General features: G+C 74.0%; 24 protein-coding genes. 11 read left to right on the plus strand and 13 right to left on the minus strand.

Going from position 1 to position 25,840, the window contains the following annotated elements:
* The first annotated feature begins 60 nt into the window (after positions 1 to 60).
* Positions 61 to 1,452, plus strand: a complete 1,392-nt coding sequence (locus tag ABT026_RS18735) for a M23 family metallopeptidase (RefSeq protein ID WP_351115686.1) — start codon at positions 61 to 63, stop codon at positions 1,450 to 1,452.
* A 93-nt stretch (positions 1,453 to 1,545) separates the two neighbouring features.
* Here the strand turns inward: ABT026_RS18735 and ABT026_RS18740 are convergent, their stop codons facing one another.
* The gene (locus ABT026_RS18740) at positions 1,546 to 2,262 is read right to left on the minus strand and encodes a DUF4232 domain-containing protein (protein WP_351115688.1); all 717 of its coding nucleotides are present in this window, start codon (positions 2,260 to 2,262) and stop codon (positions 1,546 to 1,548) included.
* A 44-nt stretch (positions 2,263 to 2,306) separates the two neighbouring features.
* Positions 2,307 to 3,776 carry an FAD-dependent oxidoreductase gene (locus ABT026_RS18745; protein ID WP_351115689.1) on the minus strand — a complete coding sequence of 490 codons (1,470 nt, stop codon included), beginning with the start codon at positions 3,774 to 3,776 and terminating at the stop codon, positions 2,307 to 2,309.
* A 229-nt stretch (positions 3,777 to 4,005) separates the two neighbouring features.
* Here ABT026_RS18745 and ABT026_RS18750 point away from each other — a divergent pair, with 229 nt between their 5' ends.
* A complete protein-coding gene (locus tag ABT026_RS18750) occupies positions 4,006 to 5,583 on the plus strand; it encodes an amino acid permease (RefSeq protein WP_351115691.1) in 1,578 nt (525 codons plus the stop codon).
* A gap of 84 nt (positions 5,584 to 5,667) precedes the next feature.
* Here the strand turns inward: ABT026_RS18750 and ABT026_RS18755 are convergent, their stop codons facing one another.
* Positions 5,668 to 7,464, minus strand: a complete 1,797-nt coding sequence (locus ABT026_RS18755; protein WP_351115692.1) for a pectate lyase-like domain-containing protein — start codon at positions 7,462 to 7,464, stop codon at positions 5,668 to 5,670.
* Positions 7,465 to 7,896: 432 nt separating this feature from the next.
* Here ABT026_RS18755 and ABT026_RS18760 point away from each other — a divergent pair, with 432 nt between their 5' ends.
* Positions 7,897 to 9,105, plus strand: a complete 1,209-nt coding sequence (locus tag ABT026_RS18760; protein ID WP_351115693.1) for an oxygenase MpaB family protein — start codon at positions 7,897 to 7,899, stop codon at positions 9,103 to 9,105.
* 25 nt (positions 9,106 to 9,130) lie between these two features.
* Here ABT026_RS18760 and ABT026_RS18765 read toward each other — a convergent pair whose 3' ends face one another.
* The 4 genes from ABT026_RS18765 to ABT026_RS18780 are packed head-to-tail and all read right to left on the minus strand — an operon-like array spanning position 9,131 to position 12,412.
* A complete protein-coding gene (locus ABT026_RS18765) occupies positions 9,131 to 10,294 on the minus strand; it encodes a TetR/AcrR family transcriptional regulator (RefSeq protein WP_351115695.1) in 1,164 nt (387 codons plus the stop codon).
* A 41-nt stretch (positions 10,295 to 10,335) separates the two neighbouring features.
* The gene (locus ABT026_RS18770) at positions 10,336 to 10,548 is read right to left on the minus strand and encodes a hypothetical protein (protein WP_351115696.1); all 213 of its coding nucleotides are present in this window, start codon (positions 10,546 to 10,548) and stop codon (positions 10,336 to 10,338) included.
* A 50-nt stretch (positions 10,549 to 10,598) separates the two neighbouring features.
* Positions 10,599 to 11,252, minus strand: coding sequence for a response regulator (locus tag ABT026_RS18775; protein WP_351115697.1), 654 nt, complete (start codon positions 11,250 to 11,252; stop codon positions 10,599 to 10,601).
* A complete protein-coding gene (locus tag ABT026_RS18780) occupies positions 11,249 to 12,412 on the minus strand; it encodes a sensor histidine kinase (protein ID WP_351115698.1) in 1,164 nt (387 codons plus the stop codon). The genes ABT026_RS18775 and ABT026_RS18780 overlap by 4 nt, the downstream gene beginning before the upstream one ends.
* Before the next feature lie 123 nt (positions 12,413 to 12,535).
* On the opposite strand from ABT026_RS18780, the gene ABT026_RS18785 reads away from it, so the two are divergent.
* Positions 12,536 to 13,219 carry a VanZ family protein gene (locus ABT026_RS18785; RefSeq protein ID WP_351115699.1) on the plus strand — a complete coding sequence of 228 codons (684 nt, stop codon included), beginning with the start codon at positions 12,536 to 12,538 and terminating at the stop codon, positions 13,217 to 13,219.
* Here ABT026_RS18785 and ABT026_RS18790 read toward each other — a convergent pair.
* The gene (locus ABT026_RS18790; RefSeq protein ID WP_351115700.1) at positions 13,206 to 14,297 is read right to left on the minus strand and encodes an NAD(P)-dependent alcohol dehydrogenase; all 1,092 of its coding nucleotides are present in this window, start codon (positions 14,295 to 14,297) and stop codon (positions 13,206 to 13,208) included. The genes ABT026_RS18785 and ABT026_RS18790 overlap by 14 nt on opposite strands.
* The gene (locus tag ABT026_RS18795) at positions 14,294 to 14,806 is read right to left on the minus strand and encodes a DUF4334 domain-containing protein (protein WP_351115701.1); all 513 of its coding nucleotides are present in this window, start codon (positions 14,804 to 14,806) and stop codon (positions 14,294 to 14,296) included. The genes ABT026_RS18790 and ABT026_RS18795 overlap by 4 nt, the downstream gene beginning before the upstream one ends.
* Before the next feature lie 263 nt (positions 14,807 to 15,069).
* Here ABT026_RS18795 and ABT026_RS18800 point away from each other — a divergent pair, with 263 nt between their 5' ends.
* The gene (locus tag ABT026_RS18800) at positions 15,070 to 15,582 is read left to right on the plus strand and encodes a hypothetical protein (protein ID WP_351115703.1); all 513 of its coding nucleotides are present in this window, start codon (positions 15,070 to 15,072) and stop codon (positions 15,580 to 15,582) included.
* On the opposite strand, the gene ABT026_RS18805 is transcribed toward ABT026_RS18800, so the two are convergent.
* On the minus strand, positions 15,561 to 16,514 hold the full coding sequence (locus tag ABT026_RS18805; protein WP_351115738.1) for a LysR family transcriptional regulator ArgP: 954 nt from the start codon (positions 16,512 to 16,514) through the stop codon (positions 15,561 to 15,563). The genes ABT026_RS18800 and ABT026_RS18805 overlap by 22 nt on opposite strands.
* Positions 16,515 to 16,584: 70 nt before the next feature.
* Between ABT026_RS18805 and ABT026_RS18810 the strand changes: the two genes are divergently transcribed.
* The 3 genes from ABT026_RS18810 (at position 16,585) to ABT026_RS18820 (ending at position 19,479) form a co-directional block, all read left to right on the plus strand.
* A complete protein-coding gene (locus ABT026_RS18810; protein WP_351115704.1) occupies positions 16,585 to 17,208 on the plus strand; it encodes a LysE/ArgO family amino acid transporter in 624 nt (207 codons plus the stop codon).
* A gap of 85 nt (positions 17,209 to 17,293) precedes the next feature.
* Positions 17,294 to 18,097 carry an alpha/beta fold hydrolase gene (locus ABT026_RS18815; protein WP_351115705.1) on the plus strand — a complete coding sequence of 268 codons (804 nt, stop codon included), beginning with the start codon at positions 17,294 to 17,296 and terminating at the stop codon, positions 18,095 to 18,097.
* On the plus strand, positions 18,094 to 19,479 hold the full coding sequence (locus ABT026_RS18820) for a PP2C family protein-serine/threonine phosphatase (RefSeq protein ID WP_351115706.1): 1,386 nt from the start codon (positions 18,094 to 18,096) through the stop codon (positions 19,477 to 19,479). Before ABT026_RS18815 ends, ABT026_RS18820 begins: the two co-directional genes overlap by 4 nt.
* Positions 19,480 to 19,554: 75 nt before the next feature.
* Here the strand turns inward: ABT026_RS18820 and ABT026_RS18825 are convergent, their stop codons facing one another.
* On the minus strand, positions 19,555 to 20,286 hold the full coding sequence (locus ABT026_RS18825) for a methyltransferase domain-containing protein (protein WP_351115707.1): 732 nt from the start codon (positions 20,284 to 20,286) through the stop codon (positions 19,555 to 19,557).
* A gap of 309 nt (positions 20,287 to 20,595) precedes the next feature.
* On the opposite strand from ABT026_RS18825, the gene ABT026_RS18830 reads away from it, so the two are divergent.
* Positions 20,596 to 21,180 (plus strand): YdeI/OmpD-associated family protein, encoded by a 585-nt coding sequence (locus ABT026_RS18830; protein WP_351115709.1) that lies wholly within the window; start codon positions 20,596 to 20,598, stop codon positions 21,178 to 21,180.
* A gap of 30 nt (positions 21,181 to 21,210) precedes the next feature.
* On the opposite strand, the gene ABT026_RS18835 is transcribed toward ABT026_RS18830, so the two are convergent.
* Both ABT026_RS18835 and ABT026_RS18840 read right to left on the minus strand, forming a co-directional pair.
* Positions 21,211 to 22,491: a cytochrome P450 family protein gene (locus tag ABT026_RS18835; protein WP_351115710.1), complete on the minus strand. Its 1,281-nt coding sequence runs from the start codon at positions 22,489 to 22,491 to the stop codon at positions 21,211 to 21,213.
* 148 nt (positions 22,492 to 22,639) lie between these two features.
* Positions 22,640 to 23,518 (minus strand): universal stress protein, encoded by an 879-nt coding sequence (locus tag ABT026_RS18840; RefSeq protein ID WP_351115712.1) that lies wholly within the window; start codon positions 23,516 to 23,518, stop codon positions 22,640 to 22,642.
* Positions 23,519 to 23,754: 236 nt separating this feature from the next.
* Between ABT026_RS18840 and ABT026_RS18845 the strand changes: the two genes are divergently transcribed.
* Positions 23,755 to 24,882, plus strand: a complete 1,128-nt coding sequence (locus ABT026_RS18845; protein ID WP_351115713.1) for a glycerophosphodiester phosphodiesterase family protein — start codon at positions 23,755 to 23,757, stop codon at positions 24,880 to 24,882.
* 137 nt (positions 24,883 to 25,019) lie between these two features.
* Positions 25,020 to 25,820: an alpha/beta fold hydrolase gene (locus ABT026_RS18850; RefSeq protein WP_351115714.1), complete on the plus strand. Its 801-nt coding sequence runs from the start codon at positions 25,020 to 25,022 to the stop codon at positions 25,818 to 25,820.
* Positions 25,821 to 25,840: the final 20 nt, after the last annotated feature.

Consider the following 25,840-nt stretch of genomic DNA (forward strand, 5'->3'; position numbering starts at 1 on the left):
GATGTCGGTACACTCACCGCACTGCTCCGGCAGGCCCTGGCGTCGAGCGGAAGAGGACCGGTGGACGAGCATCATTCGTCGGGAGAGACGACCCCGCAGGCGAACGGCGCGTCGGGGGAGCCCTGGACGGACGGTGCCCGAGGGGCGCCCTACGACGTGTGCGCGGTGACCGCCGCCCGGCACGGCGACGGCGGGTGGGACACCGCCGACCCGTACGACGCGTACGCGGCGCAGTACTTCGCCGAGACCGAGGGCCGGTTCACCGGCCACGACACCGGCACGTTCACCGGTGGGGCGTACGACACGGGCGCGTACGGCACGGGGACGTACGGCACCGGGGCGCACCCGACCGGAGCGTTCGCGGCGGGCGCGTACGACACCGGTGCGTACGACACCGGTGTGCACGACGCCGGTGCGGCCGGCACGGGGGCGTACGACACGGGCTCCTGGGACACGGGCTCGCTCGACACCGGCTCATGGGACACCGGCTCATGGGACGCGCGGGCGCTCGACACCGGTTCGGCGGAGACCGGTCCGCAGGACACCGGCTCGTGGGACACGGGTTCTTGGGACACCGGTTCCTGGAACACCGCGGCGTCCGACGACGGCGGCCCGGGCGCGGACGGTGCCTCCACGGCCTCCGTTCCCGAGCAGCGCACCGGGGACCACGACGCGCCGGACGCCCTCGCCGCCTCGACGTTCGCCCCGCCCCACGCCGGGTCCCGGCGCCGTCGCCGCGCACCGGTCCGCCGGACCGCGCTGCTGCGGGTGGCGGTGCCCTCGGCGTGCGTGATGGGGGTGGCTGCGGCCGCGGTGGCCGTCGTGTCCACGGACGGGTCCACCGACGCCTCGGCGGCCTCCGGGTCGGACCCCAGACCGGTGAAGCCCTCCTACGAGGACGAGTTCGCCGCCCAGCTCGGCGGCATCACGGCCGCGGCCAACGACTTCGGGGGCCGGGCCAGCCGCGAGCAGGAGCGCGAGGACCTCGCGGAGCGGCGCGAGGCGGAGATGAAGAAGGCGGCCGAGGAGGCCGCCAAGAAGGAGCGGCTGCGGCCGAAGTTCGTCAGCCCGGTCAACCGGCGAGGGCTGAGCGCCTACTACGGGGCGGCGGGGTCCAGATGGGCCCGCGGGCACACGGGCATCGACTTCCCCGTCTCCTACGGCACCCCGGTGTTCGCGGTCACCGACGGCGTGGTGAGCCACAAGGTGAACAGTGCGCTCGGCAACATGGTGATCGTGACCGCCAAGGACGGCACGGAGACCTGGTACTGCCACCTCGCCAGCTGGAAACTGACCCCCGGCGCGGTGGTCAAGGCGGGCGACACCATCGCCTACTCCGGTGACACCGGCAACTCCAGCGGTCCGCACCTCCACCTCGAGGTCCACCCGGGTGGCGGCGGAGCCATCGACCCGCTGGCCTGGCTGATCAGCCACGGCGTGGACCCCGCCTGAACCGCCCCGCACAGACCCGAACGCACCGACCCGAACACCGCACGACCGGCCGCCGCCCACGCCCCCTCGGGGCCCGGGCGGCGGCCGGAGTGGTCACTGGGCGAGCGGCACGGCGTCCGCCGGGTCGGTATGCCAGCTCGTCACCACCGGCGCGTCGACGACGACAGGGTCGATCTTCAGCGAGACGGGGTCGGGGTCTCCCTCGCTCACCGCGACGATGACGGTGCCGAACTCCGTGCCCGTGTCGCCGCTGCTCGTCTTCGGGCTGACGCCCGCGTAGAGCGTCCTGCCGCCGCCGAGGGTGATCGCGTCGCCGGCGGACTGCTCGGCGGGGCCGGCCTGGATACCGCCGGAGCCGAACGCCACGACCGGGAGGCCCGCCGGCAGGACGCAGGTGACACCGGGCTTCGCCGTGGCGGCGATCTGCAGGTAACCGCCCGCCTGGGTCCTGGGCCTGGCCGACCAGGTCAGATCGCCGGTGCCGCAGTCACGCCCGGCGCCGGACCCGTCGGCCGCGGCGTCGCCGGACGTGTCCGCGGTCGTGCCCGACGCGTCGCCGTCACCGGCGTCGTCACGGCCGTCGGCCGGGGACTCGCCGGAGGCCGCCCCGTCGGAGGCCTCGGCGCCGCCGGACGAGTCCTGGCCCTGGGAGGCCGCGGCGGCAGGGTCGGCGGCGTCCGGGTCCGCGGCGGAGCCGCCACAGGCGGTCGTCAGCAGGCCGGCGGCCAGGACGACGGAGAGGGTGAGCGCGGTGGGAAGACGGTGGTGCACGGTGTCCTTTCGGTCGGCGGGCAGGGCTCTCCCGCGCACGCCTGGGAGGGTGACGGGGATGTCGAACGGCGGGTGGGCCGAGGTCACGCGGCCCGGGCCGCGGCCAGCACCTCGGCGCGGGACGGGCCCGGCCAGGTCCACGCGGGGCCGCCGTTCAGGGTGAGCGCGCGTTCCACCAGGCCCGGGGCGGCGAACGCGTTCTCCGGGGAGTCGAGCATGCAGGCGACCTCGGTCATCGCCCGCAGCACGTCCGGGTCGGCGAGCTTGATGCCGTCGAGGGCGTTGGTGAGGTGCCAGCCGGGGTCGTCGGTCTCGTAGGCGCGGCCGTCGATCACGGCGTCGATCTCGGCGATCCGGTGCCGGTCCCACTCCCGCAGCCGGGCGTAGACGGGCGTGAGCGTCGCCTCGGTGACCTCGTCGAAGCGCAGCGCCAGCTCCGTCGCGTCCGCGAGGCCGGTCTTGGCGACCGTGTCGGCGAGGGCGACGGCGTGGGTCAGACCCATCGACAGGCCGAGCCCGAACTGCGGGTCGGTGGCGGCCCAGGCGTCACCGGCGTGGACCAGCCCGGTCACCACCGGCAGGCCGTCCACCACGGTCCGGCGGATCCGGCTGTGCAGGCCCGCCATGGCCTGGGGCGCGGTGATCGGCTCGCCGTCCGTGCGGCCCTCCAGCTCGGGGAGCAGCCGCGCCGCCCGCTCCCAGGCGGCCGGTTCGCGCAGGACCTTCAGGGCGTGGTCCCGGCTGGAGACCACCAGGACCACGGACCAGGTCTCGTGGTCGGCCGGGATCACGATGGTGGACACGCCCTCGTGGTGGACGAGCGGCCAGAGGGGGTGGGGCGGCGCGCCGCCCGGGGCGCGGTAGGTGCGTGCGTAGTAGACGAAGCCCGACTCGGCGCGCTCCTCGGCGGGCGGCGGTCCGCCGAGCCCGGCCACCAGCGCGTGCACGGGGGAGTTGCGGCCGCCGGCGTCCACCACGAGGGCCGCGCGTAGTTCCTCGCCCCGCCCGGTCACCACGCCGGTCACGTGCGGGCGCCCCTCGGCCCGCGCCGTGCCGGTGAGCAGCCCGGTCACGGCGGCGCCCCGGCGCACGGTCACCCCCGGGGTGGCCTCGGCGGCCGCGGCGAAGGCCGCGTCCAGCACGGGGCGGCGCGCGGTGAGGGTGTCGTAGCGTTCGTCGCCGGGCAGGGGACCGCCCATTCCCGGCAGCTCCCGTGCCGCCCCGGCTATGTTGAGCCGGAGCGGGCCCGTCTCCACCAGCGCGTCGGCGACCTGCGGCAGCCGGGCGCGCAGCAGCGCGGAACCGGCAGGCAGCAGGATGTGCGGCTGGCGGAACTGGGAGACGCCGGGCCGGCGCCAGTGCTCCCAGGCCCGCTCCGCGGCGTCCCCTCCCGCACGGCCGGCGCCGTCCTGCCCCGTGCCGCCGGGCCCGTCGCCCGGTTCGGCGCCGTCCCGCTCCAGCACCGTGACCCGCAGTCCCTGCCCGGCCAGCGACATCGCCGTCGCCAGACCGACCGGTCCCGCGCCGATCACGATCACGTCCTGTTCCGTCATCCGAAGCCTCCTCGCACGTCTGTCCGTGGGAGGCACGGTGCCGCTACCTGTTGCTCAGTCACCAGTCCGTTCGGTGCTCACTGTTGGCCGTTCCGTGCTCACTCGCGGCCCACGCGCACGCGTCGGGGTGAACGCACCCTTCGCCCGCCGGTTCCGCGGGCCTACTGTGGCCGGGCACAGGTGCTGTTCCCGCGGAAACCACCCCCCGATGTGCGAAGGGTGCGAGCCCATGACTCACGACGAATCCCCCCTCTCCGACGAGGAGCGCCTCGAACAGCTCGGCTACCGGCAGACGCTCTCGCGCTCGATGTCGAGCCGCGCCAACTTCGGCGTCAGCTTCACGATCATCTCGATCCTGTCCGGCTGCATGACCCTGTACGGCTACGGCATGAACACCGGCGGACCGGCGGTGATCATGTGGGGCTGGCTGTTCGTCGGCCTCATGACGCTGTTCGTGGGTCTGTCGATGGCCGAGGTCTGCTCCGCCTACCCGACCAGCGCGGGCCTGTACTTCTGGGCGCACCGCATGGCTCCCGCCCGCTCCGCGGCGGCCTGGGCCTGGTTCACCGGCTGGTTCAACACACTGGGCCAGATCGCGGTCACCGCGGGCGTCGACTTCGGCGCCGCCACCTTCCTCAACGCCTGGCTCGACCTGCGTCTCGGCTTCGAGGCCACGCCCGGTCACACCATCACCCTGTTCGGGATCATCCTCGTGCTGCACGGGCTGCTGAACACCTTCGGCGTCCGCATCGTCGCCATCCTCAACGAGGTGTCGATCTGGTGGCACATCCTCGGCGTGGCCGTCGTCTGCGGGGCGCTGGTGCTCGTCCCCGACCAGCACCGGTCGGCGGGTTTCGTCTTCGGCGAGTTCGTCAACAACACCGGCTTCTCGAGCAGCGTCTACGTGGTGCTGATCGGCCTGCTGATGGCGCAGTACACGTTCACCGGTTACGACGCCTCCGCCCACATGACCGAGGAGACGGTGGGCGCCTCCGTCGCCGGTCCCCAAGGCATCGTCCGCTCCATCCTGGTCTCCCTGGCCGCCGGTTTCGTGCTGCTGCTCGGCTTCACCTTCGCCATCCAGTCCTACGACGGGGCCCTCGCCTCGAGCACCGGGGTGCCCCCGGCGCAGATCCTCATGGACGCGCTGGGGGAGGCGGCGGGCACCTGGCTGCTGCTGGTCGTGATCGTCGCCCAGTTCTTCTGCGGCATGGCGTCCGTCACCGCCAACTCCCGGATGATCTACGCCTTCTCACGGGACGGGGCGTTGCCGTTCTCCCGGGTGTGGCACCGGCTCGACCCGGCGACCCGCACTCCCACCAACGCGGTGTGGCTGGCCGCCGGAGGAGCGTTCGTCCTCGGCCTGCCGTACCTGTGGAACACCACCGCCTACGCGGCGGTCACCTCCATCGCCACCATCGGTCTCTACATCGCCTACGTCATCCCCACCTACCTGCGGCTGCGGCAGGGCGACCGGTTCGAGCGGGGGCCCTGGCACCTGGGCCCCTGGTCCGGCGTGGTGGGCACCGTCGCCGTGGCGTGGGTGCTGGTGATCACGGTGCTGTTCATGCTGCCGCAGAGCTCGCCGGTCACCGCCGGCACCTTCAACTACGCGCCCGTCGCGGTCGGCGTGGTCGTCGCGTTCTGCGGCGCCTGGTGGCTCGTCTCGGCGCGGCGCTGGTTCCTGAGGCCCGCCACCGCCGGTGCGGGCGGTCCGGGCGGTCCGGGCAGTTCTGGCGGCCCGCGGGCGAGGGCCGGGGACAGGGGAGAGGGCGACGCGACGGCGCCGCCGCGCGAGGCGGTCTGAGCCGCGCGCCCGACCCGACGGCCGACGAGCCCTCCGCCCCGTGGTGGGGGAGCGGAGGGCTCGCCGGACCGGTGCGGCTGCCGGTCAGTACGTGGCGACGCCGTTGGAGTAGGACTTCATCCAGTGCAGCGCGAACCCGTTGGTGACGGGGTCGCCCGCCTTGTTCACGGTGTGCAGGATGCCGCCGCCGCCCGGTCCGTTGAGGCAGGCGGTCACCATCGAGGTCAGGACGACGCCCGGGGTGTCGGGGACCTCGAAGGCGCGGTCGGTGTAGATGTCGGCGTTGAGGTTGAAGAAGGCGTAGCTGCCGAGGCCCCAGGCCTTGTGGTCCCTGACGTCGTCGGCGACCTTGTAGGCGGCGTAGCCGTTGGTGGAGCCGCGTCGCCACGCCGACTGGGTCGGGACGTCGTACGGGTGCTCGTTCTGGAAGAAATAGGTGCGGCCCTTCTCGCCCTTCCAGACGACCTCGTGGTCCTGGTAGTGCTCGACGAAGAGGCCGTAGGCGGTGACCCGGTCGCCGTTGACGAGGAAACCGACGCCGGCCGGGTTGACCGACCAGCCGACCGTGCCGTCGAGGCCGTGGTCGCCGCGCCAGGCCCAGATGTGGTCGGTGATCACGTCGTTGCTGTCGATCTGGATCGACACCCCGGCCCCGCCGGGGACGGATCCGCCGATGCGCACGAAGACGTCGGACAGCACGGTGGGGTGGTGCGCGTGGTTCTTGCGGCTGCGGCCGTCGCCGACCCGCAGCAGCACCGGGGAGTGGGCGGAGGCCGCCTCCAGCATCAGGCCGGCCACGGAGACGTCGCCGACGTCGGAGACCTCGATGAGCGAGTTGCCGTCGACGGCCTGGAGCGTGGCCAGCCCGAGACCGAGGACCACGGTGCCCGGACGGGTGACCCGCAGCGGCTTGGACAGCCGGTAGACGCCGGGGGTGAGCAGCAGGTGCTTGCCGGAGGCGAGTGCCGCGTTGATCCGCGTGACGGAGTCGCCCGGCCGCGCCACATGGAACCTGCTCAGGGAGATGTGGCGGCCGGCGGCCGGCCCGTTCTCCCAGCTGGTGCCGGCGGTGTCGTGCCGCAGCGCGGGCACGAAGACCTGGTAGGCGCCCCTGCGGTCGACGGTCAGGAACGGCTTCTCCCGGATCACCGGGGTGCGGTCCAGGGTGGTGATGGGCGGGGTCGGATAGCTGGTCTCCGGTGCGCCGCGGACGCCGAGGAAGACCATGTTCCACTGGGCGTCCTTCCAGCGGCCGACGGTGTCGTTGCGGGACAGCCACTGCTGCTGCGAGCCGGCGTTGATGGTGCCGGTCACCAGGCTGTCGGCCAGGAAGCCGCCGCTGGACCACCCGTTGCCGGGCGGGCTCGGCATCAGGATCATGTCGCCCTTGACGTGGCACCGGCGCATCGGCGCCGCCTGGGAGACGGCCCATCGGTCGAGGCCGTCCGGCGGCACGATGGTCAGGTTCTCGCAGGCCCGCCAGAAGTTCTGCGTGGCGTTGCCCTCGAACCACTGGGCGTCGGCGGTCACGTGCCCCTTGATCACGACGTCCTCGGGGCTGTCGCCGAGGCCGAGGACGTGGGTGTAGAAGCCGACGTTGATCTCCAGCTCGTAGGTGCCGGGCCTGAACGCCAGGGCGAACCGCTCGGTGCCGAACTGGTTGGCCTCCTGGACCTTGAAGACGGCGTCGATCCGCTCCTGGATGGCGGCGTCGCCCATCGAGGGGTCGAAGACGAGGACGTTCGGCCCCAGACCGGCCGCCCCGTGACCGGCGGCGCCCCGGCCGCCCCGGTCGGCGGAGGCCGGCGACGCGAAGGCCGATCCTGCGGCTGCGCCGCCCAACGGCACCGTGGCGGCGGCGGCCGCCACCCCGCGGAGCATGGCACGACGAGAGGGAATCACGGACACGGCTCTCCCTGCATGTGGTGGGGCAAGACGGATCGCGGCTGGTCCTCAACCGCGCTTTGAGAGCGCTCTCAGCCCCGGAGTGAATCACTGCCCGCCCGCAGCGTCAATGACTTGGCCGGGGTCAACGAGCCTTGCAGCGAACGGAGTTGCCCGGCGGTCGGGTGGGAGTGCCGGGGCGGGGCGGGGCTTCGCCGGCGGGGCGACCGGAGGCGAGGAGGACGCTCCGCCGCGCCGCGCGCCGGGTCTCCGGGACCCCTCGTCACGACCATTGCCGACGACCACAAGCCTCGCTATGTTAATGAGGAATCACATATCCCGGCACGACCCGAAGTGCGATCGTCTCGCAACTGGCAAGTGAGAACGGCGTGAAGCGCCGTCCGGCCCAGCAGGGAAGCGGGTAAGTCAATGGAGAATCTCAACAGGCGCAGAGTCCTGTCCCTCGGCGCCGCGCTCGGCCTCGTGGGCGCGTTGGAGGGCCCCAAGGCGTGGGCCTGGTCGTCGGCCGACTCGGTCGCCGGAAGCGGAGCGGGCGCCGACCCCGAGTGGATCTGGGACGACGCGACCGATCCCCTGATGGCCTCGCTGCTCGACAACGGCCAGGTGCCCGCGGTCAACACGGCGATGGCGAAGTGGGTGAACAACGGCGACCCGCTGCCCAGCGGCCTGCCGGCCGAACTCACCGCGCACCTGCGGCAGGTGAACAAACTGCCGGCCTGGGCCGACCTCACCAAGCTGCGGCGCGCCGCCGATTTCAACCGGCGCAGGGACACCTACCTGTTCATGCTGTACGGCCTCGGCAGCGGCATCATGAGCACCGTGATCCCGCGCGAGGCCAGGAGCGTGTACTGGTCCGCGGGCGGCGCCGACATGCAGGACCGCGCGGCCAAGACGTTCACCTTCGGCTACGACCTGTCCCAGCTGCGCGCCTTCGAGCCGTCGGGACAGTTCGTCGTCACCGCCAACAAGACCCGGCTGGTGCACGCCGCGGTGCGTCACCTGCTGCCCCAGTCGCCGCACTGGAAGGCGGGCGCCGACCAGACCATCCCGATCAGCGCCGCCGACATCCTGGTCACCTTCCACAGCCTCGGCACCTACGTGCACAGCAAGCTGACGGACTGGCGGATCCCCTTCCCGGCGGCGGACCAGGAGGCGTTCCTGCACTCCTGGCAGGTCGCCCTGCACCTGCTCGGGGTGCCGGACGAGTACATCCCGCAGACCTGGGCGGCCGCGCACGCGCAGTCGGCGCAGGTGCTCACCCCGATCATGGCCCCCACCACCGAGGGCAAGGACCTCGCCGAGGTGCTGCTCGGGCTCACCGCGCAGATCGACCTCGGCGTCACCCGCGGGTTCCTCAACGAGTTCGTGCGCTACGTCCTCAGCGACGAGGTCGGGGACTGGCTGGGCCTCAAGCGCGACTACGCGGCGGCGGCCCTGGTCCGCACCGCGTGGCCCGCGTACATCCTGTTCCGCGAAGGACTGTCGCCCATCATGCCCGGCACGTTCTACATGGTCGACCAGTTCATCCGCGGCCTGGCCATGCTGTTCCTCAACAACGGCGGATCCTCGACCACCACGCCCATCACCATCCCCACCGGGAACCGGGCGGCCGGCTGACCCGCCGGCCCCGGGCCCACGCCCTTCACAGGCCGAGGGCGCCCACGACCAGCGCCGTCACCGCGGCACGGTGGTCGTGGGTGTCCCGCCACCGCACCCTGCGTCCGGCCTCGACGGCCACGCCGAAGCCCGCGTGCACCAGCACGCGGGCCTGGCGCGGATCGAGCTCCGGACGCACCAGCCGCAACTGCTGCTCCCACACCGCTATGTGCTCGCGCTGCGCCAGGACCAGGGGACGCCGCAGCTCCGCCGGCAGCCCGGCCAGCTCGGCCTCGGCGACACTGGTGAGCTCGGTGTACTCGAAGCTGTACGCCACGTACGTCGCGGCCAGGGCCACCAGCGCCTGGCGCGGGTCGGCCACCCCGTCGAGACCGACCTCCACCGCCTGCGAGAGCAGACCCGCCGCCTGAAGGCAGGCCGCCGCCAGGATGTCGACCTTCCCGGGGTAGTGCCGGTACAGCGCCGACGGGGTCAGCCCGACGGCCTCCGCGATCTGGCCGTTGGTGACGGCGGCGAACCCGTCCCGCGCGAACAGCGGGATGGCGGCCGCCAGGATCTCCGCACGCCGCGTCCGCGGCGCCTGGCGGGCCGGCAGCGCCACGGAGCGGGCGCCCGGCACCGCGGTCGTCGGATCGGTCGCCGCCACGCCCAGCGCGGACGCCGTCAGCAGGTCCTCGGCGCGGCGCTGGGCGAGGGAGGTGTGGTGCATCGTGACCGACCCGATCGCTCCGAGCGCCGCCACCGCCCGCAGCCGGTTGTCGGGGAGCGCGTACGCGCCCTGCACCGCCTCGTCGACCCGCCGGATCAGGCGCCCGAACTTGGCGCCCAGACGCAGACGGTCCTCCCGGTCCAGATAGCGGGCCTCCCAGCGGTACACACCGCCCGCCGCGCGGTGCGCGACCGTCACCCGGGCCACGGCCGTGAGCACCTCCGGCAGGGGAGCCCCGGCCGGGACCTCGTCCAGCGCGGTGACCAGCCGGTCGATCATGACGTCGGCGCACTCGGCGAACAGCGCGTACTTGTTCGGGAAGTGCCGGTACAGGGCCGCCGCGGTGATCCCCACGCCGGCCGCGATCTCCTCCATGGAGGCCCGGTGGTAGCCACGTTCGCTGAAGGCCCGGCCGGCCGCCTCCACGATGAGCTGCCGGCGGTTGCGTGGCCGGGTGGCCGCGGTCGGCTCGGCGGTCACGGCCGAACGGGCGGGTGCGGGGAGAGGGCCATGCGGAGCAGTCAATCACACGGAAACGCGGAGGTCTGCGGCTTCCGCGGCCCCGGGAACCCGTGCACGACCACCCGGTGGCCGTCGACCTCGACAGCGGCCGCGCACAGCCCGCGGCCGTCCACCGGGACGGCGAGGAACTCCGCGGCGCCGAACACCTCCGCGACACGCGAGGGCAGGTTCTCGCCGCGCCACAACTTCCCGCCCTCAAGCCTGTCGGCCAAGGATGGCATGCGGTGCGGCGCCCGATGCGGGTGTCGGGACGGTCCGCCAGTCACCGCGCGGTGACGAGGCCCGTCTCCCAGGCCCAGGCGGCGATCTCCACCCGGTTGCGGGCGGGCAGCTTGGCCTGGACGTTGCCGAGGTGGGTCTTCACCGTGCCGACGGAGATGGACAGTTCGGCCGCGATCTCCGCGTTGGTGAGGCCCCGGGCGACCAGGCGGACCAGATCCAGTTCACGGGCGGACAGCGCCACGTCGGGTTCCCGGCGCGCACCCGCCGAAGGGCTCAGGCGGCGCAGCAGGCGCATGGTGATCGAGGGGCCGACCAGCGCCTCGCCCGAGGCGGCCGCCCGGATCGCCTCGACCAGCAGGGCGGGACCGGAGTCCTTCAGCAGGAACCCGCAGGCCCCCTGCGACAGGGCGCGGTGAACGTACTCGTCGTCGTCGAAGGTGGTGACCACCACGACCTTCGGCGGGTCGGCGACCCCCGGGCGGGTCAGGCGGCGCATCGCCTCGAGCCCGTCGAGCCGGGGCATGCGGATGTCCATCAGCACGACGTCGGGCCGGTGCAGCCCGGCCAGTTCCACCGCCTGCACGCCGTCCCCCGCCTCGGCGACGACCTCGATGTCGTCCTCGGCGGCGAGGATCATCGCGAACCCGGTACGGACCATGACCTGGTCGTCCGCGATCAGCACCCGGATCGTCACGCGGTCACCTCGGGGGAGGGCGCGGCGGAGGAGGCGGCGGCCGCGGGCAGGACGACCTCGACGCTCCAGCCGCCGCCCGGCACCGGTCCCGCCCGGAAACGGCCGCCGACCAGTGCGGCCCGCTCGGCGAGGCCGCGCAGACCGAATCCACCGCCCGACGGCTGGGGCGCCCGTCCGTCGTCGACGACCCGCACGGTGACGCGGTCCCCGGAGCGGACCGCGTGGACCTCGACCTCGGCGCAGTCGCGGGCGTGCCTGCGGACGTTGGTCAGCGCCTCCATCACCACGCGGTGCACGGTGGTGCCCACCTCCACGGGGAGGTCGTCGAAGGTCCCCTCCAGGACCAGACTCGCCCGTGCGCCTCCGTCCGCGGAGAACCGCTCGACCAGCGACCGCAGTTCGGCGACGCCCGCCGACGGGGCCAGGGGCAGTTCGTCCTCGCCGCGCAGCATGCCGACCATCTTCCGCATGGAGACCAGCGCCTCCGACCCCGCCCGCTCGATCCGCTCCAGCGCCGGCGGCACCAGCTCGGGTCGGCGCCCGGCGACGGCCAGCGCGCCCTGGGCCTGGACCACGATGCCGGTGACGTGGTGGGCGACGAAGTCGTGCAGGTCCCGGGCGAACTCGGCGCGCTGCTCCAGCCGGACCGCCGCCGCCCGGTGCCGCCGGTCCGCCAGGACCAGCCGCCGGGCCACCCCGGCCCCGAGCGCCGCGGTGGTCGCCAGCGCGAGGAACAGCGCCATGAACAGGCCGGTGTCGCTCACCCCGGTCGCCAGGGGCCGCAGCACGATCGCCGGCTGCAGGACCAGGACGCACGCCAGGACCGCGTGACGCCGGCCGCGCAGGGTGACCAGGAGCAGCAGCGCCAGCAGAGCCGCGGGCTCGGTGAGGCCGAAGGCGTCGCCGGACGTCAGCGGCCCGGAGCCGTCCCCGGCGCCCAGCCGCAGGAACAGCGAGAGGCCCAGTGAGGCCGCCCCCGCGAGGCCGGCCGCCCACGGCAGGGCCCTCGCCCCGAGCCAGGGCGACACGGCGACGAGCGCCACGGCCGCGGCGGCGACGAGCAGCTTGCCGCCCGCCACGCCCTGCGTGCCCACCAGACCGGCCCGGTGGTCCAGCAGGAGCAGCCCGCTCAGGGCCGCCACCAGGAGAGGGCCGAGCACTCGGCCGAAAGTCGTAGCGAGGCGCCGAGGATCTGCCTTTGGCCGGATCCGCCCGGCCGGACCGCCCGGAAGAGTGGTGCTCGCCGGCGGAGTAATCGAACTGAACACAACGAGGAGCATGTCATGGGCGGCTTCACCATCCGTATCGAGTCCTGGGAGGTCGTGGCGCCCCTCCTGCTCGCCTTCCTGCTGCTGCTCGCCCTGCGGGCCGCACGCGGCAATCCCGGCTGGTCGGGAAGGACCGTGCCGGTCCGGCTGCTCGCGGCCCTCTGGGCGGCGGCCCTCGCCGACCTCACCTGGTTCCCCGTGGTGATGGACCGCGCCCAGAACCTGGCGCCCTGGTACAGCCAGATCCAGCCCGTCCCCGGCCTCGGTCTCCTGTCCGCGGACCCCAGTTTCGCGCTGAACGCGCTGCTCTTCGTGCCGCTGGGCGTCCTCCTCCCGCTGATGACGCGCACGGAGCTGTCGGCGAAGGGCGTGGCGCTTCGCAGCCTGGCGCTCAGCGCCGTGATCGAGCTCACCCAGCTGCTGATGTACGCGCTGTTCGCCAACGGCCGCTCGGCGGACGCCGACGACCTGCTCGCCAACACGCTCGGAGGCGTCCTGGGCTTCCTGCTCCTGCGCCTGGCGCTGCGGTCCACCGCCTCGTCCCGCCTGGTGCGGTCCTTCGCGCTGCCCGGAACGCCGCACGCGGACCGCGGGAACCGCTCGGACGGCACGGACAGCACGGACCGCTCGGAGAGCACGGGGCGCACGGAGCCGGAGGCCGGCGGCACGGCGCCCGGGGAGCCGGTCAGCCGAAGGTGAGCACCGGCTTGACCGCGCTGCCGTCGCGCATCGCGGCCACCGCCGTCTCGATCTCCTCGAAGGGGAACGTGGTGACCAGCCGGTCCACCGGGAACAGGCCCCGCCGGTACAGGCCGATCAGCTCGGGAAGGAAGCGGGCGGGATCGGAGTCGCCCTCCACCACCCCGTGGACGCGGATCCCCTTGTAAAGCAGGCTCCGCACGTCGAAGGCGACCTCCGGGCCGAGCCCGAGCAGGGCCAGCTCGCCCCGGGGACGCAACGCCCCGACGGCCTGCCGGATCATCTCCGGACGCCCGGTGGTGTCGACGACGTGGCGCGCACCGCCGCCGGTGAGGTCACGCAGCGCGGTGACCAGGTCGTCGTCCGGGGCCAGGGCCGCCTTGGCCCCGAGCCCGGTGGCCAGGACCCGTCGCGAGGGCACCGGGTCGACGGCGACGACCGGGTCGCAGCCCGACGCCACCGCCGCCATCAGCGCGCTCAGCCCGACCCCGCCGGCCCCCAGCACCACCAGCGAACTGCCCGGCTCGGGGCGCAGCCGGTTGAGCACGGTGCCGGCGCCCGTCTGCCCGCCGCAGCCCAGCGGCGCGAGGACGGTGGCCGGCAGGTCGGCGGGCGCCCCGACCACACCGCGTTCGTGGACGACGGCGTGGGTGGCGAAGCTGGACTGGCCGAAGAAGCCGCCGTGCAGAGGAGCGCCGTCGAGGGAGAGCACGGTGCTGCCGTCGCCGCGCCCGCCGGAGAAGTTCAGGGCCCCCGCGTCGAGGCAGTAGGCCGGGTGGCCCGCCGCGCACTGCTCGCACGTGCCGCAGCTGGCGAACGTCAGACAGACCTGGTCCCCGGGGGCGACGCCGGTGACCTCCGCGCCCACCGCCTCGACCAGGCCCGCGCCCTCGTGGCCGAAGACCATGGGGGTGAGCGGCTCGGGCCAGGTGGCCCGCATCGCCAGGTCCGTGTGGCACAGCCCCGCCGCGGTCATCCGCACCAGCACCTCGTGGGGCCGCGGCTCCTCGATCCGCGCGTCGCGGACCGCGAACGGCTCGCCCGGAGCCGCGACGACCGCGGCGCGGACGGGCCTCACGCGTCCCGCCCCGGCCCGGCGGCGGAACCGGGGCCGGGCCCGGCGGCGCGCTCCAGGAAGAAGTAGAAGAACGGCCCGTCGGCGGGGACGCCCTTGACGTTCATGACGCCCATCAGGGTGGCGTCGTCGACCCGCTTGAAGTGGTCGAACACCGGCTGGCCGTCGTACACCATGGTGGCCGTCGACTCGCCGCGGAACTCGACGGTCCACAGGCTCGCCTCACCCTTGCCCAGCTCCCGGTCGGAGTACAGCTCGCCGTCCGCTCCCCGGCAGATCAGCGGCTTGGCGTCGTGCACCGAGGTGAACGTCTTGCCGTACCAACCGGCCTTCTCCAGCGTGCCGTTGAGAGGGTGGCCGGTGACGAACTCGCCGCCCCGCCACTCGCCGAGGATCTCCTCGGGCCGCACGGTCGCCAACGCCGCCCAGATCTCGTCGAGTTCGGCGGCCTTCACCGGGCCCTTCGTCTCCCGCAGGGCGTGGAAGCGGGTGCGGGCCTCGATCGGGTCCATGCGGTGTCCTCTCGGATCGGAGACGCGGCGAGGCGGCCGGTCCTTGCCGGGCGACGTGTGCCTTCCCCGAGCGGTGGGACGAAAAACCGTACGCGCCACAGGAGTTGATCGGAAAACGTCGTCGCTCCGGCCCGCTCGGGTCCCGGCGCGCCGTCCACCGCACTCCGGCCGCAGAAGTCTGCCTCCGTGATCTGTTCCGGAGGATCATCCCCCGTTTAGCCTGTCCATGACATTCGCGCACCACCGGACATCAGGGGCACACCATGAGAACGAAGGCGTACACGATCCTCGGCACGCTCGTCCTGACCGCGGGGCTGGCCTCGGCGCCGGGCACGGCGGTCGCGGCGGGGACCTCGGCCACGGCGGTCAGCAAGATCAGCCACTCCACCGCGACGACGATGTTCCGCAACGCGGGCATCGGCTGGACCTCCAGCGGCGGCTGCTCCGACCGCAACGTCTCCACCTGTACCTCGTTCGAGCAGCTCAACCTGGCCACCGCGCAGGGCGCCGTGACGCTCCGCAACGCGTCCGGGTGCGCGATGACCATCACCGGCGGCACCGAGACGGGGCACGCGAGCGGGACGTACAGCCACTGGAACGGCTACAAGCTCGACTACAGCCTGACCACCTGCCTCGGCAACTACATCACCGGCAGCTTCTCGCGCATCGCCAACCGCAGCGACGGCGCCGCCCAGTACAAGTCCGGGTCCGGCAACATCTACGCCCTCGAGGGCAACCACTGGGACGTGACGTACTACAACTGCGGCGGCTGCTGACCCGCCCGGCCGGACGACGCGGCGCCGCCGCCGGGGTGGTGCAACGCCTCGGCGGCGGCCGCCATGACGGCCTCCGTCACCCGGGCGAGCGCCGGGACGTCCAGCTTCCACTGCTGCCAGTGCAGCGGGACGTCCATCCGGCGGTCCGGCGCCAGGTCCACCAGGCGGCCCGCGCGCAGCAGGGGACGCGCCTGCGGCTCGGGCACCAGTCCCCAGCCGAGGCCGGCGGACACCGCGTCGTGGAACCCCTCCGAGGTCGGCACGTGGTGCCGCAGCACCCCCGCGCCCGAGGCGCCGCCGGTGAGGGAGCGCACGAACCGGTCCTGCAGTTCGTCCCGCCGGTCGAACACGATCGCCGGGGCCTTCGGCAGCAGGTCCGCCAGAGCACCGCCCGACAGGTGGCGCCCGGCGAAGTCCGGGCTCGCCACCGGCAGGTACCTGGCCAGGCCCAGCGGACGGACCGTGCAGCCCGCCACCGGCTCCGCCGAGGACGTCACCGCCGCCATCACCCGCCCGTCCCGCAGCAGGGCCGAGGTGTGCCCCTCGTCCTCACGACGAAGCTCGAAACAGATCGGCGGGTCCTGCGGCACCCGGGTCAGCGCGGGCAGGAACCAGGTGGCCAGCGAGTCCGCGTTCACCGCGATCGGGACGCGGGCCGGCGTCCCGCTCCCCTCCAGCCCCAGCTCCACGCCCGCGTCCTGCTCCAGTGCGGCCAGCTGGCGGGCGAAGCGCACCACCACCTGACCCGACTCGGTCGCCCGCACCGGCTTGGTGCGGGTCAGCAGCACCCGCCCGGTGCGCTGCTCGAGCGTCTTGATCCGCTGGCTCACCGCGGACGGGGTGACGTGCAGGGCGGCCGCGGCGGCGTCGAAGGTGCCCTCGTCGACGACGGCGAGCAGGGTGCGCACCTGGTCGTGCGGGAGATCGGTCATCACGCGGGCTAATGATAGTTAAGAAACTTCAGCTGTACTGATGGCGGCGCACGGCATAGCGTCGGGCCACGTGAACAGCGGTTTTCTTCCGGCGGCGCTCGCCGGGTTCGGTACAGGTCTCTCCCTCATCGTCGCCATCGGCGCCCAGAACGCCTTCGTCCTCCGACAGGGGGCGCGGAGGCAGGCCGTCCTCGCCGTCGTCGGCATCTGCTTCCTCTCCGACGCGGTGCTCATCGCACTCGGCGTGGCCGGCCTGGGCGCCGTGGTCACCGCGTGGCCCGCCGCGCTGACCGCCGTCAGCCTCGCCGGCGGGGTCTTCCTGCTCGGCTACGGGGCGCTGGCCGCCCGCCGTGCGCTGTGGCCGGCGGGGGAGGCGCTGGACACCCGGGGGGACTCGACCGGCTCGGTGCGCACCGCCGTCCTCACCTGTCTGGCCCTTACCTGGCTCAACCCGCACGTCTACCTCGACACGGTGCTGCTGCTCGGCTCGGTCGCCTCCGACCAGGGGTCCCTGCGCTGGGTCTTCGGCGCCGGCGCGATGCTGGCCAGCCTGGTGTGGTTCGCCGGGATCGGCTACGGCGGACGGCTGCTCGGCGGCGTCCTCTCCCGCCCCAGGGCCTGGCGGCTCCTCGACGCCCTGGTCGCCGTCACCATGCTCGTGATCGGCGGCACGCTGCTCGCCCGCGCGCTGTAGCGGGGCGCGCCGCCCGGGCGGTCGGCGCGGGCGCCTGCGGAGCGCGCGCTTGGTGAAGCGGACGCCCTGGCGCAGGATGGGTGATATGGGCGTCATGCGGAGAAACAAGGTGAATGTCGTCGGCGCCCCCGACGGCAGGGTCGTCATGCTGGCCCACGGCTTCGGCTGCGACCAGAACATGTGGCGGCTGGTGGTCCCCCGTCTCGCCCCCCGGTACCGGCTGGTGCTCTTCGACTACGTCGGCGCGGGCGGCTCCGACCTGTCCGCGTGGAGCGAGGAGCGGTACTCCTCGCTCGAGGGGTACGCCCGTGACGTGGTGGAGATCTGCGAGGAGCTCGACCTGCGGGACGTGGCCTTCGTGGGCCACTCCGTCAGCTCGATGATCGGCGTCCTGGCCGCCCGGGCGGCCCCGCGGCGGATCACCTCGCTGGTGATGATCACCCCCTCGCCCTGCTACATCGACAAGGACGACTACCGGGGCGGTTTCAGCGCGCAGGACATCGACGAGCTGCTCCAGTCCCTGGACGCCAACTACCTCGGCTGGTCGTCCGCCATGGGGCCCGTGATCATGGGCAACCCGGACCGGCCCGAACTGGGCAACGAGCTCACCGCCAGCTTCTGCGCCACCGACCCGGCCATGGCGCGCGTCTTCGCGCAGGTCACCTTCCTCTCGGACAACCGCCACGACCTCCCCGGGGTGCGCCTGCCCACCCTGGTGGTGGACTGCGCCAACGACGCGATCGCCCCGCCGCAGGTCGGCGCCTTCGTGCACGCCAGCATCCCGGGCGCCCGGCAGATCACCCTCGACGCCAGCGGCCACTGCCCGCAGCTCAGCGTCCCCGACGCGACCGCCGACGCCATCCTCGACTTCCTGGACCACGAGCGGTGAGCCCCGGGAGCGAGGAGGACGCCGCGTCCGCCAGGCCGGACGCCGGTCCGTCGGGCGCCGGTCCGTCGGACGCCGGGGAACCGCCCGCGGACGACGCCGAGGAGCTCTACGACTCCGCGCCCTGCGGATACCTCTCCACCCTGATGGACGGCACCATCGTCCGGGTCAACGCCACGCTGCTGCGGTGGGTGGGCGTCGAGCGGGAGGCCGCGCTCGGCAGGCGGTTCACCGAGTTCCTCACCATCGGCGGGCGGATCTACCACGAGACGCACTTCGCCCCGCTGCTGCGCCTGCACGGAAAGATCGGCGGCATCGCCCTGGAGCTCAAGGCCACCGACGGCTCACGGGTGCCCGTCCTGGTCTCCTCCGTCATCAAGTACGACGCCGACGGCATGCCGATGCTGGTGCGCACCACCGTCTTCGAGGCGTCCGACCGGCGGGCCTACGAGGAGGAACTGCTCCGCCAGCGCAAGGCGGCGGAGGAGGCACGCGGCCGGGCCCAGGTGGCCCAGGAGGCCGCCGAGCAGGCCCGGCGGATCGCGGAGCACGCGCAGTGGGAGGCCGAGCAGGCGCAGCGGGAGGCCGAGGCCGCCCGCCGGCAGGCGGACACGGACCGGACGCGTCTCGACGAGGCGTTCCGCGTGCTCCAGGAGGCGCTGCTGCCGCCCGAGCTGCCGGAGGTCCCCGGCCTCGAGCTGGCCTGCCACTACCGGGCCGAGTCGCCGGAGCGGATCGGCGGCGACTTCTACGACGTGCTCGAACTCGGCGACGGCCGGTGGGGCTTCTTCCTCGGCGACGTCAGCGGCAGCGGCCCCGAGGCCGCCGCGGTCACCTCGCTGACCCGGTACACCCTGCGGGCGGCGCTCCTCCACGACGGCGACCTGCTGGACGCCCTGACGTCGCTGAACGTGGCGCTGCGCGAGAGGAACGCGAGCGGCGACGGCAGCCTGCGCTACTGCACGGTCGTCGTGGGCCTCGTCGAGCCCGACAGCGCCCACGGCGAGGCGCGCGTCCGGCTGGCCTCCGGCGGTCACCCCCCGGCACTGCTGCTGCGGGCGACCGGCCAGGTGGAGTACTTGCACACGCCCGGCGGGATGCTGGTCGGCATCGCGGCCGACGCCGACTTCGTGACGACGACCGTCACCCTCGGGCCCGGCGACACCCTGCTGCTCTACACGGACGGCCTCATCGAGGCCCGGACCGGGGCGCGGCCCGGAGAGCTCTTCGACGCGGACGGCCTGTGCGACTTCGTCCGCGGCCTCGGCCCGAGCGGGGCGCCCCGGCTGGTCGCCGAGATCGAGGCCCTCCTGGACCGCTTCGGCGAGGCCCTCGAGGACGACACCGCCCTCCTCGCCCTGGGAGCCCCGGCCACCGCCCCGTGAGCCGGCGGCCCGTGAGCCGGCGGCCCGCCCTGCGCCGGGGCGGCGGCGTCCCGCGACGGGTCGGCCCCCGGAGGGCTACCGTCCGCCCTCCGCCGTGATCGGGTGGCGGCGGCCGGTGAAGGTGTGGGCCACCCCCGTCTGCCAGCCCGGCAGCGGCAGGACGCGTACGCCGTCGAAGCCCGCCCGCCGCATCCGGGCGGCGAACTCGGGGGCCGTGTCGAACTCCAGCACGCTGTGCCAGAGATGACGGTAGAGCGCCCTGTCGCCGGTCAGGCCGCCCAGCGGCATCACGACGCCCCGGCAGACGGCGGACCACACCAGACGGTCGGCGCGGCGGCCGCCCAGCGTGTACTCGTGCGCCACCAGACGGCCGTCGGGGACCAGCAGGTCGTGGACGCCGCGCAGCAGCGCGTCGGGGTCGGCGACGTTGCGGAACAGGTAGGCGGCGAAGACGGCGTCGAACGGACCGTGCGCGTCGTCCGTGACGAGTTCCTCCGCCGTGGCGTGGACGAACCGCACCCGCTCCAGCTCTCCGCGGCCCCGCGCCCGGGCCAGCATGGCCGACGACGCGTCCGCGCCCACGATCTCCGCCCGCGGGAAGGCGGACGCCAGCGCCGCGGTCGACGCGCCCGTGCCGCACCCCAGGTCCAGCACCCGGCGGCCCGCGCCACCGTCCGGCAGGGCCAGGCGGCGGGCGGAGCGGCGCAGGTGGGCGTGGTACCCCGGGTTGAGGGCGACCAGACGGTCGTAGGAGTCGGCGCCACGGTCGAAGGCGGCGGTCAGTTCGGCGTCGTGCAGCAGGGTCATCGATCGGCTCCAAGGTGCGGGACGGCGGGGACGGGGGCGGGGACGGCAGGGCAGCCGCGGCGCCTCTCGCGCGGCGCCGGCGGCACGGGTTCTCGCGCGCACGGAGTATCGCGCCGCACGCCACCGCCCACGCGGCACCGGCACGACGGGTGTCCGCCCAACGGGTGAACCCACCCACGTGTTCGGGTCAACGCCCGGTCATGGATGCGCATGCGGGCAGGGACGCGGGCCCGGGGTGATCCCCCCGGGCGCCGGTCGCCCTTCCCGGTCCCGGCCCGGCGCGGGCGCGGCCGGGCTAGCCTGGCCCGCATGGAGGAGTTCAGCGGGGTGGAGGTTGTCGCGTTCCCGGACGCCTCGGCCTTCGACAGCTGGCTGGCCGAGCACCACGGCCGCCGCGAGGGCGTGTGGGTGAAGGTCGCGAAGAAGGCGTCGGGGATCTTGTCGGTCACGGACGACGAACTGGTCGACGTGGGTCTGTGCTGGGGCTGGATCTCCGGACAGCGCCGGGGCCTGGACGACCGCCACTACCTGCAGAAGTACGGGCCACGCAGGCCCAGGAGCCTGTGGTCGCGGGTGAACGTCGAGAAGGTCGCGGCGCTGACGGCGGCCGGCCGCATGCGCGAGCCCGGCCTGGCCGAGGTCCGTCGGGCCCAGGAGGACGGCCGGTGGGAGCGTGCCTACGCCTCACAGGCGACAGCCGTCGTCCCGGACGACCTCGCCGAGGCGCTCGCGGCGGACCCGGCGGCGCGTGCGGCCTTCGACGCGCTCGACCGGACCGCCCGTTACCTGGTGATGCTCCCGCTGCTCACGGCCGCCACGCCGAAGACCCGGCGGACGCGGCTCGAGCGAGCGGTGCGCGCCCTGTCGGAGGGGCGGAACACCGGCGGCCGGTGAAACGCGGCCCGCCGGGAGCCCGCGACGGTTTCACGCCGTGAGGAACACCGGCAGCTCGGTGACCGCGTTGGAGACGAGACCGGGGCGGCGGGGCAGATCGTCGCCGCCCGCCGGACGCAGGCCGGGGAAACGGGTGAAGAGACCCTCGAGGGCGACCTCCGTCTCCAGACGGGCCAGCGGCGCGCCGATGCAGAAGTGCGGACCGTGGCCGAAGGACAGGTGCCGGAACGCGGGCCGGGCGAGGTCGAAGACGGCGCCGCTCTCCCCGTACTCGCGCTCGTCACGGCCCGCCGAGGCGTAGGACGCGAGGACCGCCTCGCCCTTGCGGATCAGCGTGCCCCCGATCTCGATGTCCTCCAGGGCGTACCGGAGCGGGAAGTGGTTGACCGGGGAGTCCCAGCGCTGCGTCTCCTCGGTGACCGCCGGCCAGGACGCCTCCCCTGAGCGCAGCAGCGCCAGTTGGCCGGGGTGGGCGAGCAGGGCGCGGATCGCGTTGCCCATCAGGTTGATCGTGGTCTCGTGCCCCGCCACCAGCAACTGCAGCAGCGTGCCCACGAGTTCCTGAGGGCTGAGCCGGCTGCCGTCCGCCTCGCGGGCGGCGATCAGCGCGCTGGTGAGGTCGTCTCCCGGCTCCCTGGTCCGCAGCTCGACCAGTTCGGCGAGGAGGGCGAAGGCGTCACGCTGGACCGTGGCCATGTCCGGCCTGTCGGGACCCGCCCCGGCGCCGACGATCCCGTTGCTGAGCTCGTGCATCCGGTCCCACCGGTCCCGGGGGAGACCGGTGAGCTCGCAGATCACCTGGATCGGCAACGGCATGCAGAACTCGGGCCGCAGGTCGACGACTTCGCCCGCCGGGTGCTCGGCGAGCCGGTCCAGCAGCCCGGACACCAGGGACTCCACCCGCGGACGCAGCTCCTCGACCCGGCGGGGCGTGAAGGCCTGGCCGAGCAGGTTGCGCAGACGCCGGTGGTCCGCCCCGTCGGAGGTCAGCAGACCCGGGACGACCACGAAGTTGATCATCGGCCAGTCGGCGGGCACCCGGCCCTCGGCGAGGGCGCTCCAGTGGGAGGGGTGCTTGCCCACCCGCGGATCGGCGAGCAGGTCCCGCAGGGTCGCGTAGTGGGGGATCACCCACGCCTCGACGCCCTGCGGGAGCGTCACCCGGGTCGCCGGACCTGCCTCACGGAGCCGGGCGTTCTGCTCGTGCACGGTGTCTCCGAGGGCCGAGACGTCGACGGCCGCGCCGGCCCCCGTGCCGCTTCCGGCTCCGGCTCCTGAGAAGGGACAGTCGCGGGCTTCGGTCTCTGCCATGCGGGCGCTCCACGGGTCGGCTCTGTCGGCGGGCGTCGCCGGGCCAACAGCCCCTGGAGACAGGGCAGATGATGTTCCCCCCATGCGACTGGGGCGGATCGTACAGGCAGCGCGGCGCGGACGGCGCCGCTCCGGCGGCCCGCGGGCGTCAGTGCCGGCCGCGGACCACCACCACCGGGCAGTCGGCGTGGTGGAGCAGCGCCTGGCTGACCGAGCCGAGGAGCATGCCCTGGAAGCCGCCCCGCCCGCGGGCGCCGGTCACCACCAGCCGGGCCCCGCCGCTCGCGTCCAGCAGCGCGGAGCGGATCCGGGAGCGGACCAGCCGTGCCTCGACCTCCACCTCCGGGTGGGCGGCCCGGTGCGGGGCCAGCGTCTCGTCCAGCAGCCCCTGCTGCGCCTGCTCGAGGCGGCCGACGTCCACCACGATGCGCATCGGGTCGAGGGGGTCGTCCAGGGCGTGCTCGCTGCGGGTGTTCCACACGTGCGTCGCGACCAGCGGCACCCCGCGCAGCGAGGCCTCGGCGAAGGCGAAGGCGACCGCCGCCTCGCCGGCCTCGGAACCGTCGACGGCCAGCAGCACCGGGCCGGTGGGGGAGGGCCGGCCCCGCACCACCATCAGCGGGCAGTGGCCGTGGGCGGCCAGGTGGACGGCGGTCGACCCCAGCAGCAGCGAGGAGAAGGAGTTCAGGCCCCGGCTGCCCACCACGGCCAGGGAGGCCGACCGGGACTCGATGGTCAGCACCTCCAGCGGCTCGCCGGACACCACCGAACGGGTGACCTCCAGGCCCGGCACCCGCTCCCGGGCGCGCTGCTCCGCCTCGGTGGGCACCCCCTGCACGAGCCCGGTCAGGCGCCGCCCGGACATCTCGGGCGGCGGGGTGACGCCCGGCATGCGCGCCTGCCGCCCGCCGAAGGCGTGCACGATGCGCAGCGGGACGCCGCGCAGGCGCGCCTCTTCGGCCGCGGCGTCGACCGCGGCGAAGCCGGACGGCGAACCGTCCACCCCGACGATCACTGGCTCGTCCACTTCCCCGCTCCCGTCCAGGCCCGCCGCCTCCGTCGCCCGTGGTCCGCGTCCAGCCTCCCCGAGGCCGCGCACCGCGGCCACCGGACAGGGCCCGCCCGGGGCGGCGACGACCATGTGCCGCCCTGGGAGGGGGCCGTGCGGTGTTCACGGCGGCTCCGGAGCGGCTTCCTTTCCGCTTCACCGAAAGGCGGGACAGGGGCCATGCGGACGTCGCCGGGGGGCGGCAGGCTTGCGGGATGCGATTCTTCTCGAGAGCGAACGGTCCCGCGGGCGCACCGCGCCCGCACCGATGGCGTCACGTCCTGCGGCAGGCCGTCGCCACGGCGCTCGCCGCGGGGCTGACCACCGGCGCCGCGGTGGCCGCCGACCACCCCGCCGGCGGGCGCGCCTTCGACCTCCAGGCGCACCGGGGCGGGGTGGCGATGACCGTGGAGAACACGCTGCCCGCCTTCGCGCGTGCCCTGGAACTGGGTGTGACGACGCTGGAACTGGACGTCCAGATCACCGAGGACGGTCACGCGGTGGTCACGCACGACCGCGACGTCCAGGAACGCAACTGCCAGGACACCGGACCCGCCTTCCCGGGTGACCCCGAATACCCCTACGTGCCCGGCAAGAAGTACGTGAAGGACCTGACCCTCGCGCAGATCCGCACCCTGGACTGCGGATCGCTCCGGCAGCCCCGGTTCCCCGACCAGCAGTTGGCGCCCGGGGCACGGATGCCGCTGCTGTCCGAGGTGTACGCGCTGGTCCGGAGCCACCGCGCGCACCGGGTCGGGATGAACGTGGAGGCCAAGGTCGAGGCGGGGGCCCCTCAGGAGACGGCGCCGCGCGAGCGGTTCGTGCGGACGCTGATCGCCGAGACGCGGCGGGCGCGGATGCTCCGGCAGGTGACGGTGCAGAGCTTCGACTGGGGCGCGCTGGCGCGGGTCCGTGAACTGGAGCCGCGGCTGCCGCTGGTGGCGCTCACCAACGGGCAGCAGTTCCTCCAGCAGGGGCAGCCCGGGGCCTCGCCCTGGCTGGGCGGCCTGGACATCGATGACTTCGAGGGCTCGCTCCAACGGCGTTACGTGACCGCCGCCGCCTCCCTCGGCGCCGACGCCGTCTCCCCGGTGCACGGCGACCCGCAGAACGGCGGCGTCGAGGACCCGGGGTACACGGCGTTCACGAACCGGGAACTGGTCGCCGAGGCGCACCGGCGGGGGCTGAAGGTGGTGCCGTGGACCGTCGACGACCCGGCGACCGTCCGTCACCTGCTCGGTGTCGGGGTGGACGGCCTGATCACCGATGCCCCCGACATGGTCCGCGGTGTCCTCGCCGACGAGGGTTACCGCCTGCCCCGGGCGTACGCCCCGCTCCACTGACCGGCGACGGCGGCCGGCCCGTGCGAGGCCGGTCGCCGTCCGAGCCGCCGACGGCAGGGCCCGCCCGCCGCGGCGTCGTGGACCAGGGGTCGGCAAAGTGTTCGATCTTCGGCCGGTCGGCTGGCAGCATGGCGGCCATGACGGCACCTCGCCCCGAACCCGCCCGCGCCTGCCTCACCGTCGACGGGCGGCGGTTGTCCTACCTCGACTTCGGAGGGCCCGGGCCGGTCCTGGTCGCGCTGCACGGCCACTTCGGCGAGGGGCGCACCTTCACCGCCCTGGCCGAGCGCCTGGCCCCGCACTGGCGGGTTCTCGCCCCGGACCAGCGCGGACACGGCCACTCGGACCGCCCGGCGGACTTCTCCAGGGAGGGGTACCTCGCCGACCTGGCCGCGCTGCTCGACCACTTCGCCCCCGGGCCCGTGGTCCTGCTCGGCCACTCGCTCGGCGGCCTCAACGCCTACCAGTTCGCCGCCCGGCACCCGGACCGGGTGCGTGCCCTGGTGGTCGAGGACATCGGGGCGGACATCGGCGACGACCTGTCGTTCTGCCTCGGGTGGCCCCACCGCGCGCCCACCCGCGGCGCCCTGGTCGAGCAGTTGGCGGACTCGGCCCGCTACCTGACCGACGCCGTCCGCGAGTACCCAAACGGCTGGGGCCTGGCGTTCCGGCCGCAGGACATGGTCGTCTCCCACGCCGCGGTGCGGGGCGACCACTGGTCCGACTGGCTCGCCACCGACTGCCCGGCCCTCCTGGTCCACGGGCGTCGCAGCGACGCGCTCGACGCCCGGCAGGCCGCGGAGATGGTCGCCCGCCGCCCCCACACCCGCCTGGTCACCCTCGACACCGGCCACACCGTCCACGAGACCGACCCCACCGGCTTCGCCGAAGCGGTCGACGCGTTCCTCCGCCCCCTCCGGGAGGAGAGCCGGCCGTGACGGACGTGGGGCGTCATCAC

The sequence above is a fragment of the Streptomyces sp. NPDC002734 genome (assembly GCF_040295685.1).
GTDB lineage: Bacteria > Actinomycetota > Actinomycetes > Streptomycetales > Streptomycetaceae > Streptomyces.

Excerpts from the sequence above, each read along its gene's own strand:
- ABT026_RS18745 (WP_351115689.1), bottom strand. The coding sequence starts at position 3,776 with ATGACGGAACAGGACGTGATCGTGATCGGCGCGGGACCGGTCGGTCTG.
- ABT026_RS18750 (WP_351115691.1), top strand. The coding sequence starts at position 4,006 with ATGACTCACGACGAATCCCCCCTCTCCGACGAGGAGCGCCTCGAACAG.
- ABT026_RS18755 (WP_351115692.1), bottom strand. The coding sequence starts at position 7,464 with ATGCTCCGCGGGGTGGCGGCCGCCGCCGCCACGGTGCCGTTGGGCGGC.
- ABT026_RS18760 (WP_351115693.1), top strand. The coding sequence starts at position 7,897 with ATGGAGAATCTCAACAGGCGCAGAGTCCTGTCCCTCGGCGCCGCGCTC.
- ABT026_RS18785 (WP_351115699.1), top strand. The coding sequence starts at position 12,536 with ATGGGCGGCTTCACCATCCGTATCGAGTCCTGGGAGGTCGTGGCGCCC.
- ABT026_RS18795 (WP_351115701.1), bottom strand. The coding sequence starts at position 14,806 with ATGGACCCGATCGAGGCCCGCACCCGCTTCCACGCCCTGCGGGAGACG.
- ABT026_RS18800 (WP_351115703.1), top strand. The coding sequence starts at position 15,070 with ATGAGAACGAAGGCGTACACGATCCTCGGCACGCTCGTCCTGACCGCG.
- ABT026_RS18805 (WP_351115738.1), bottom strand. The coding sequence starts at position 16,514 with ATGACCGATCTCCCGCACGACCAGGTGCGCACCCTGCTCGCCGTCGTC.
- ABT026_RS18815 (WP_351115705.1), top strand. The coding sequence starts at position 17,294 with ATGGGCGTCATGCGGAGAAACAAGGTGAATGTCGTCGGCGCCCCCGAC.
- ABT026_RS18825 (WP_351115707.1), bottom strand. The coding sequence starts at position 20,286 with ATGACCCTGCTGCACGACGCCGAACTGACCGCCGCCTTCGACCGTGGC.
- ABT026_RS18830 (WP_351115709.1), top strand. The coding sequence starts at position 20,596 with ATGGAGGAGTTCAGCGGGGTGGAGGTTGTCGCGTTCCCGGACGCCTCG.
- ABT026_RS18835 (WP_351115710.1), bottom strand. The coding sequence starts at position 22,491 with ATGGCAGAGACCGAAGCCCGCGACTGTCCCTTCTCAGGAGCCGGAGCC.
- ABT026_RS18845 (WP_351115713.1), top strand. The coding sequence starts at position 23,755 with ATGCGATTCTTCTCGAGAGCGAACGGTCCCGCGGGCGCACCGCGCCCG.
- ABT026_RS18850 (WP_351115714.1), top strand. The coding sequence starts at position 25,020 with ATGACGGCACCTCGCCCCGAACCCGCCCGCGCCTGCCTCACCGTCGAC.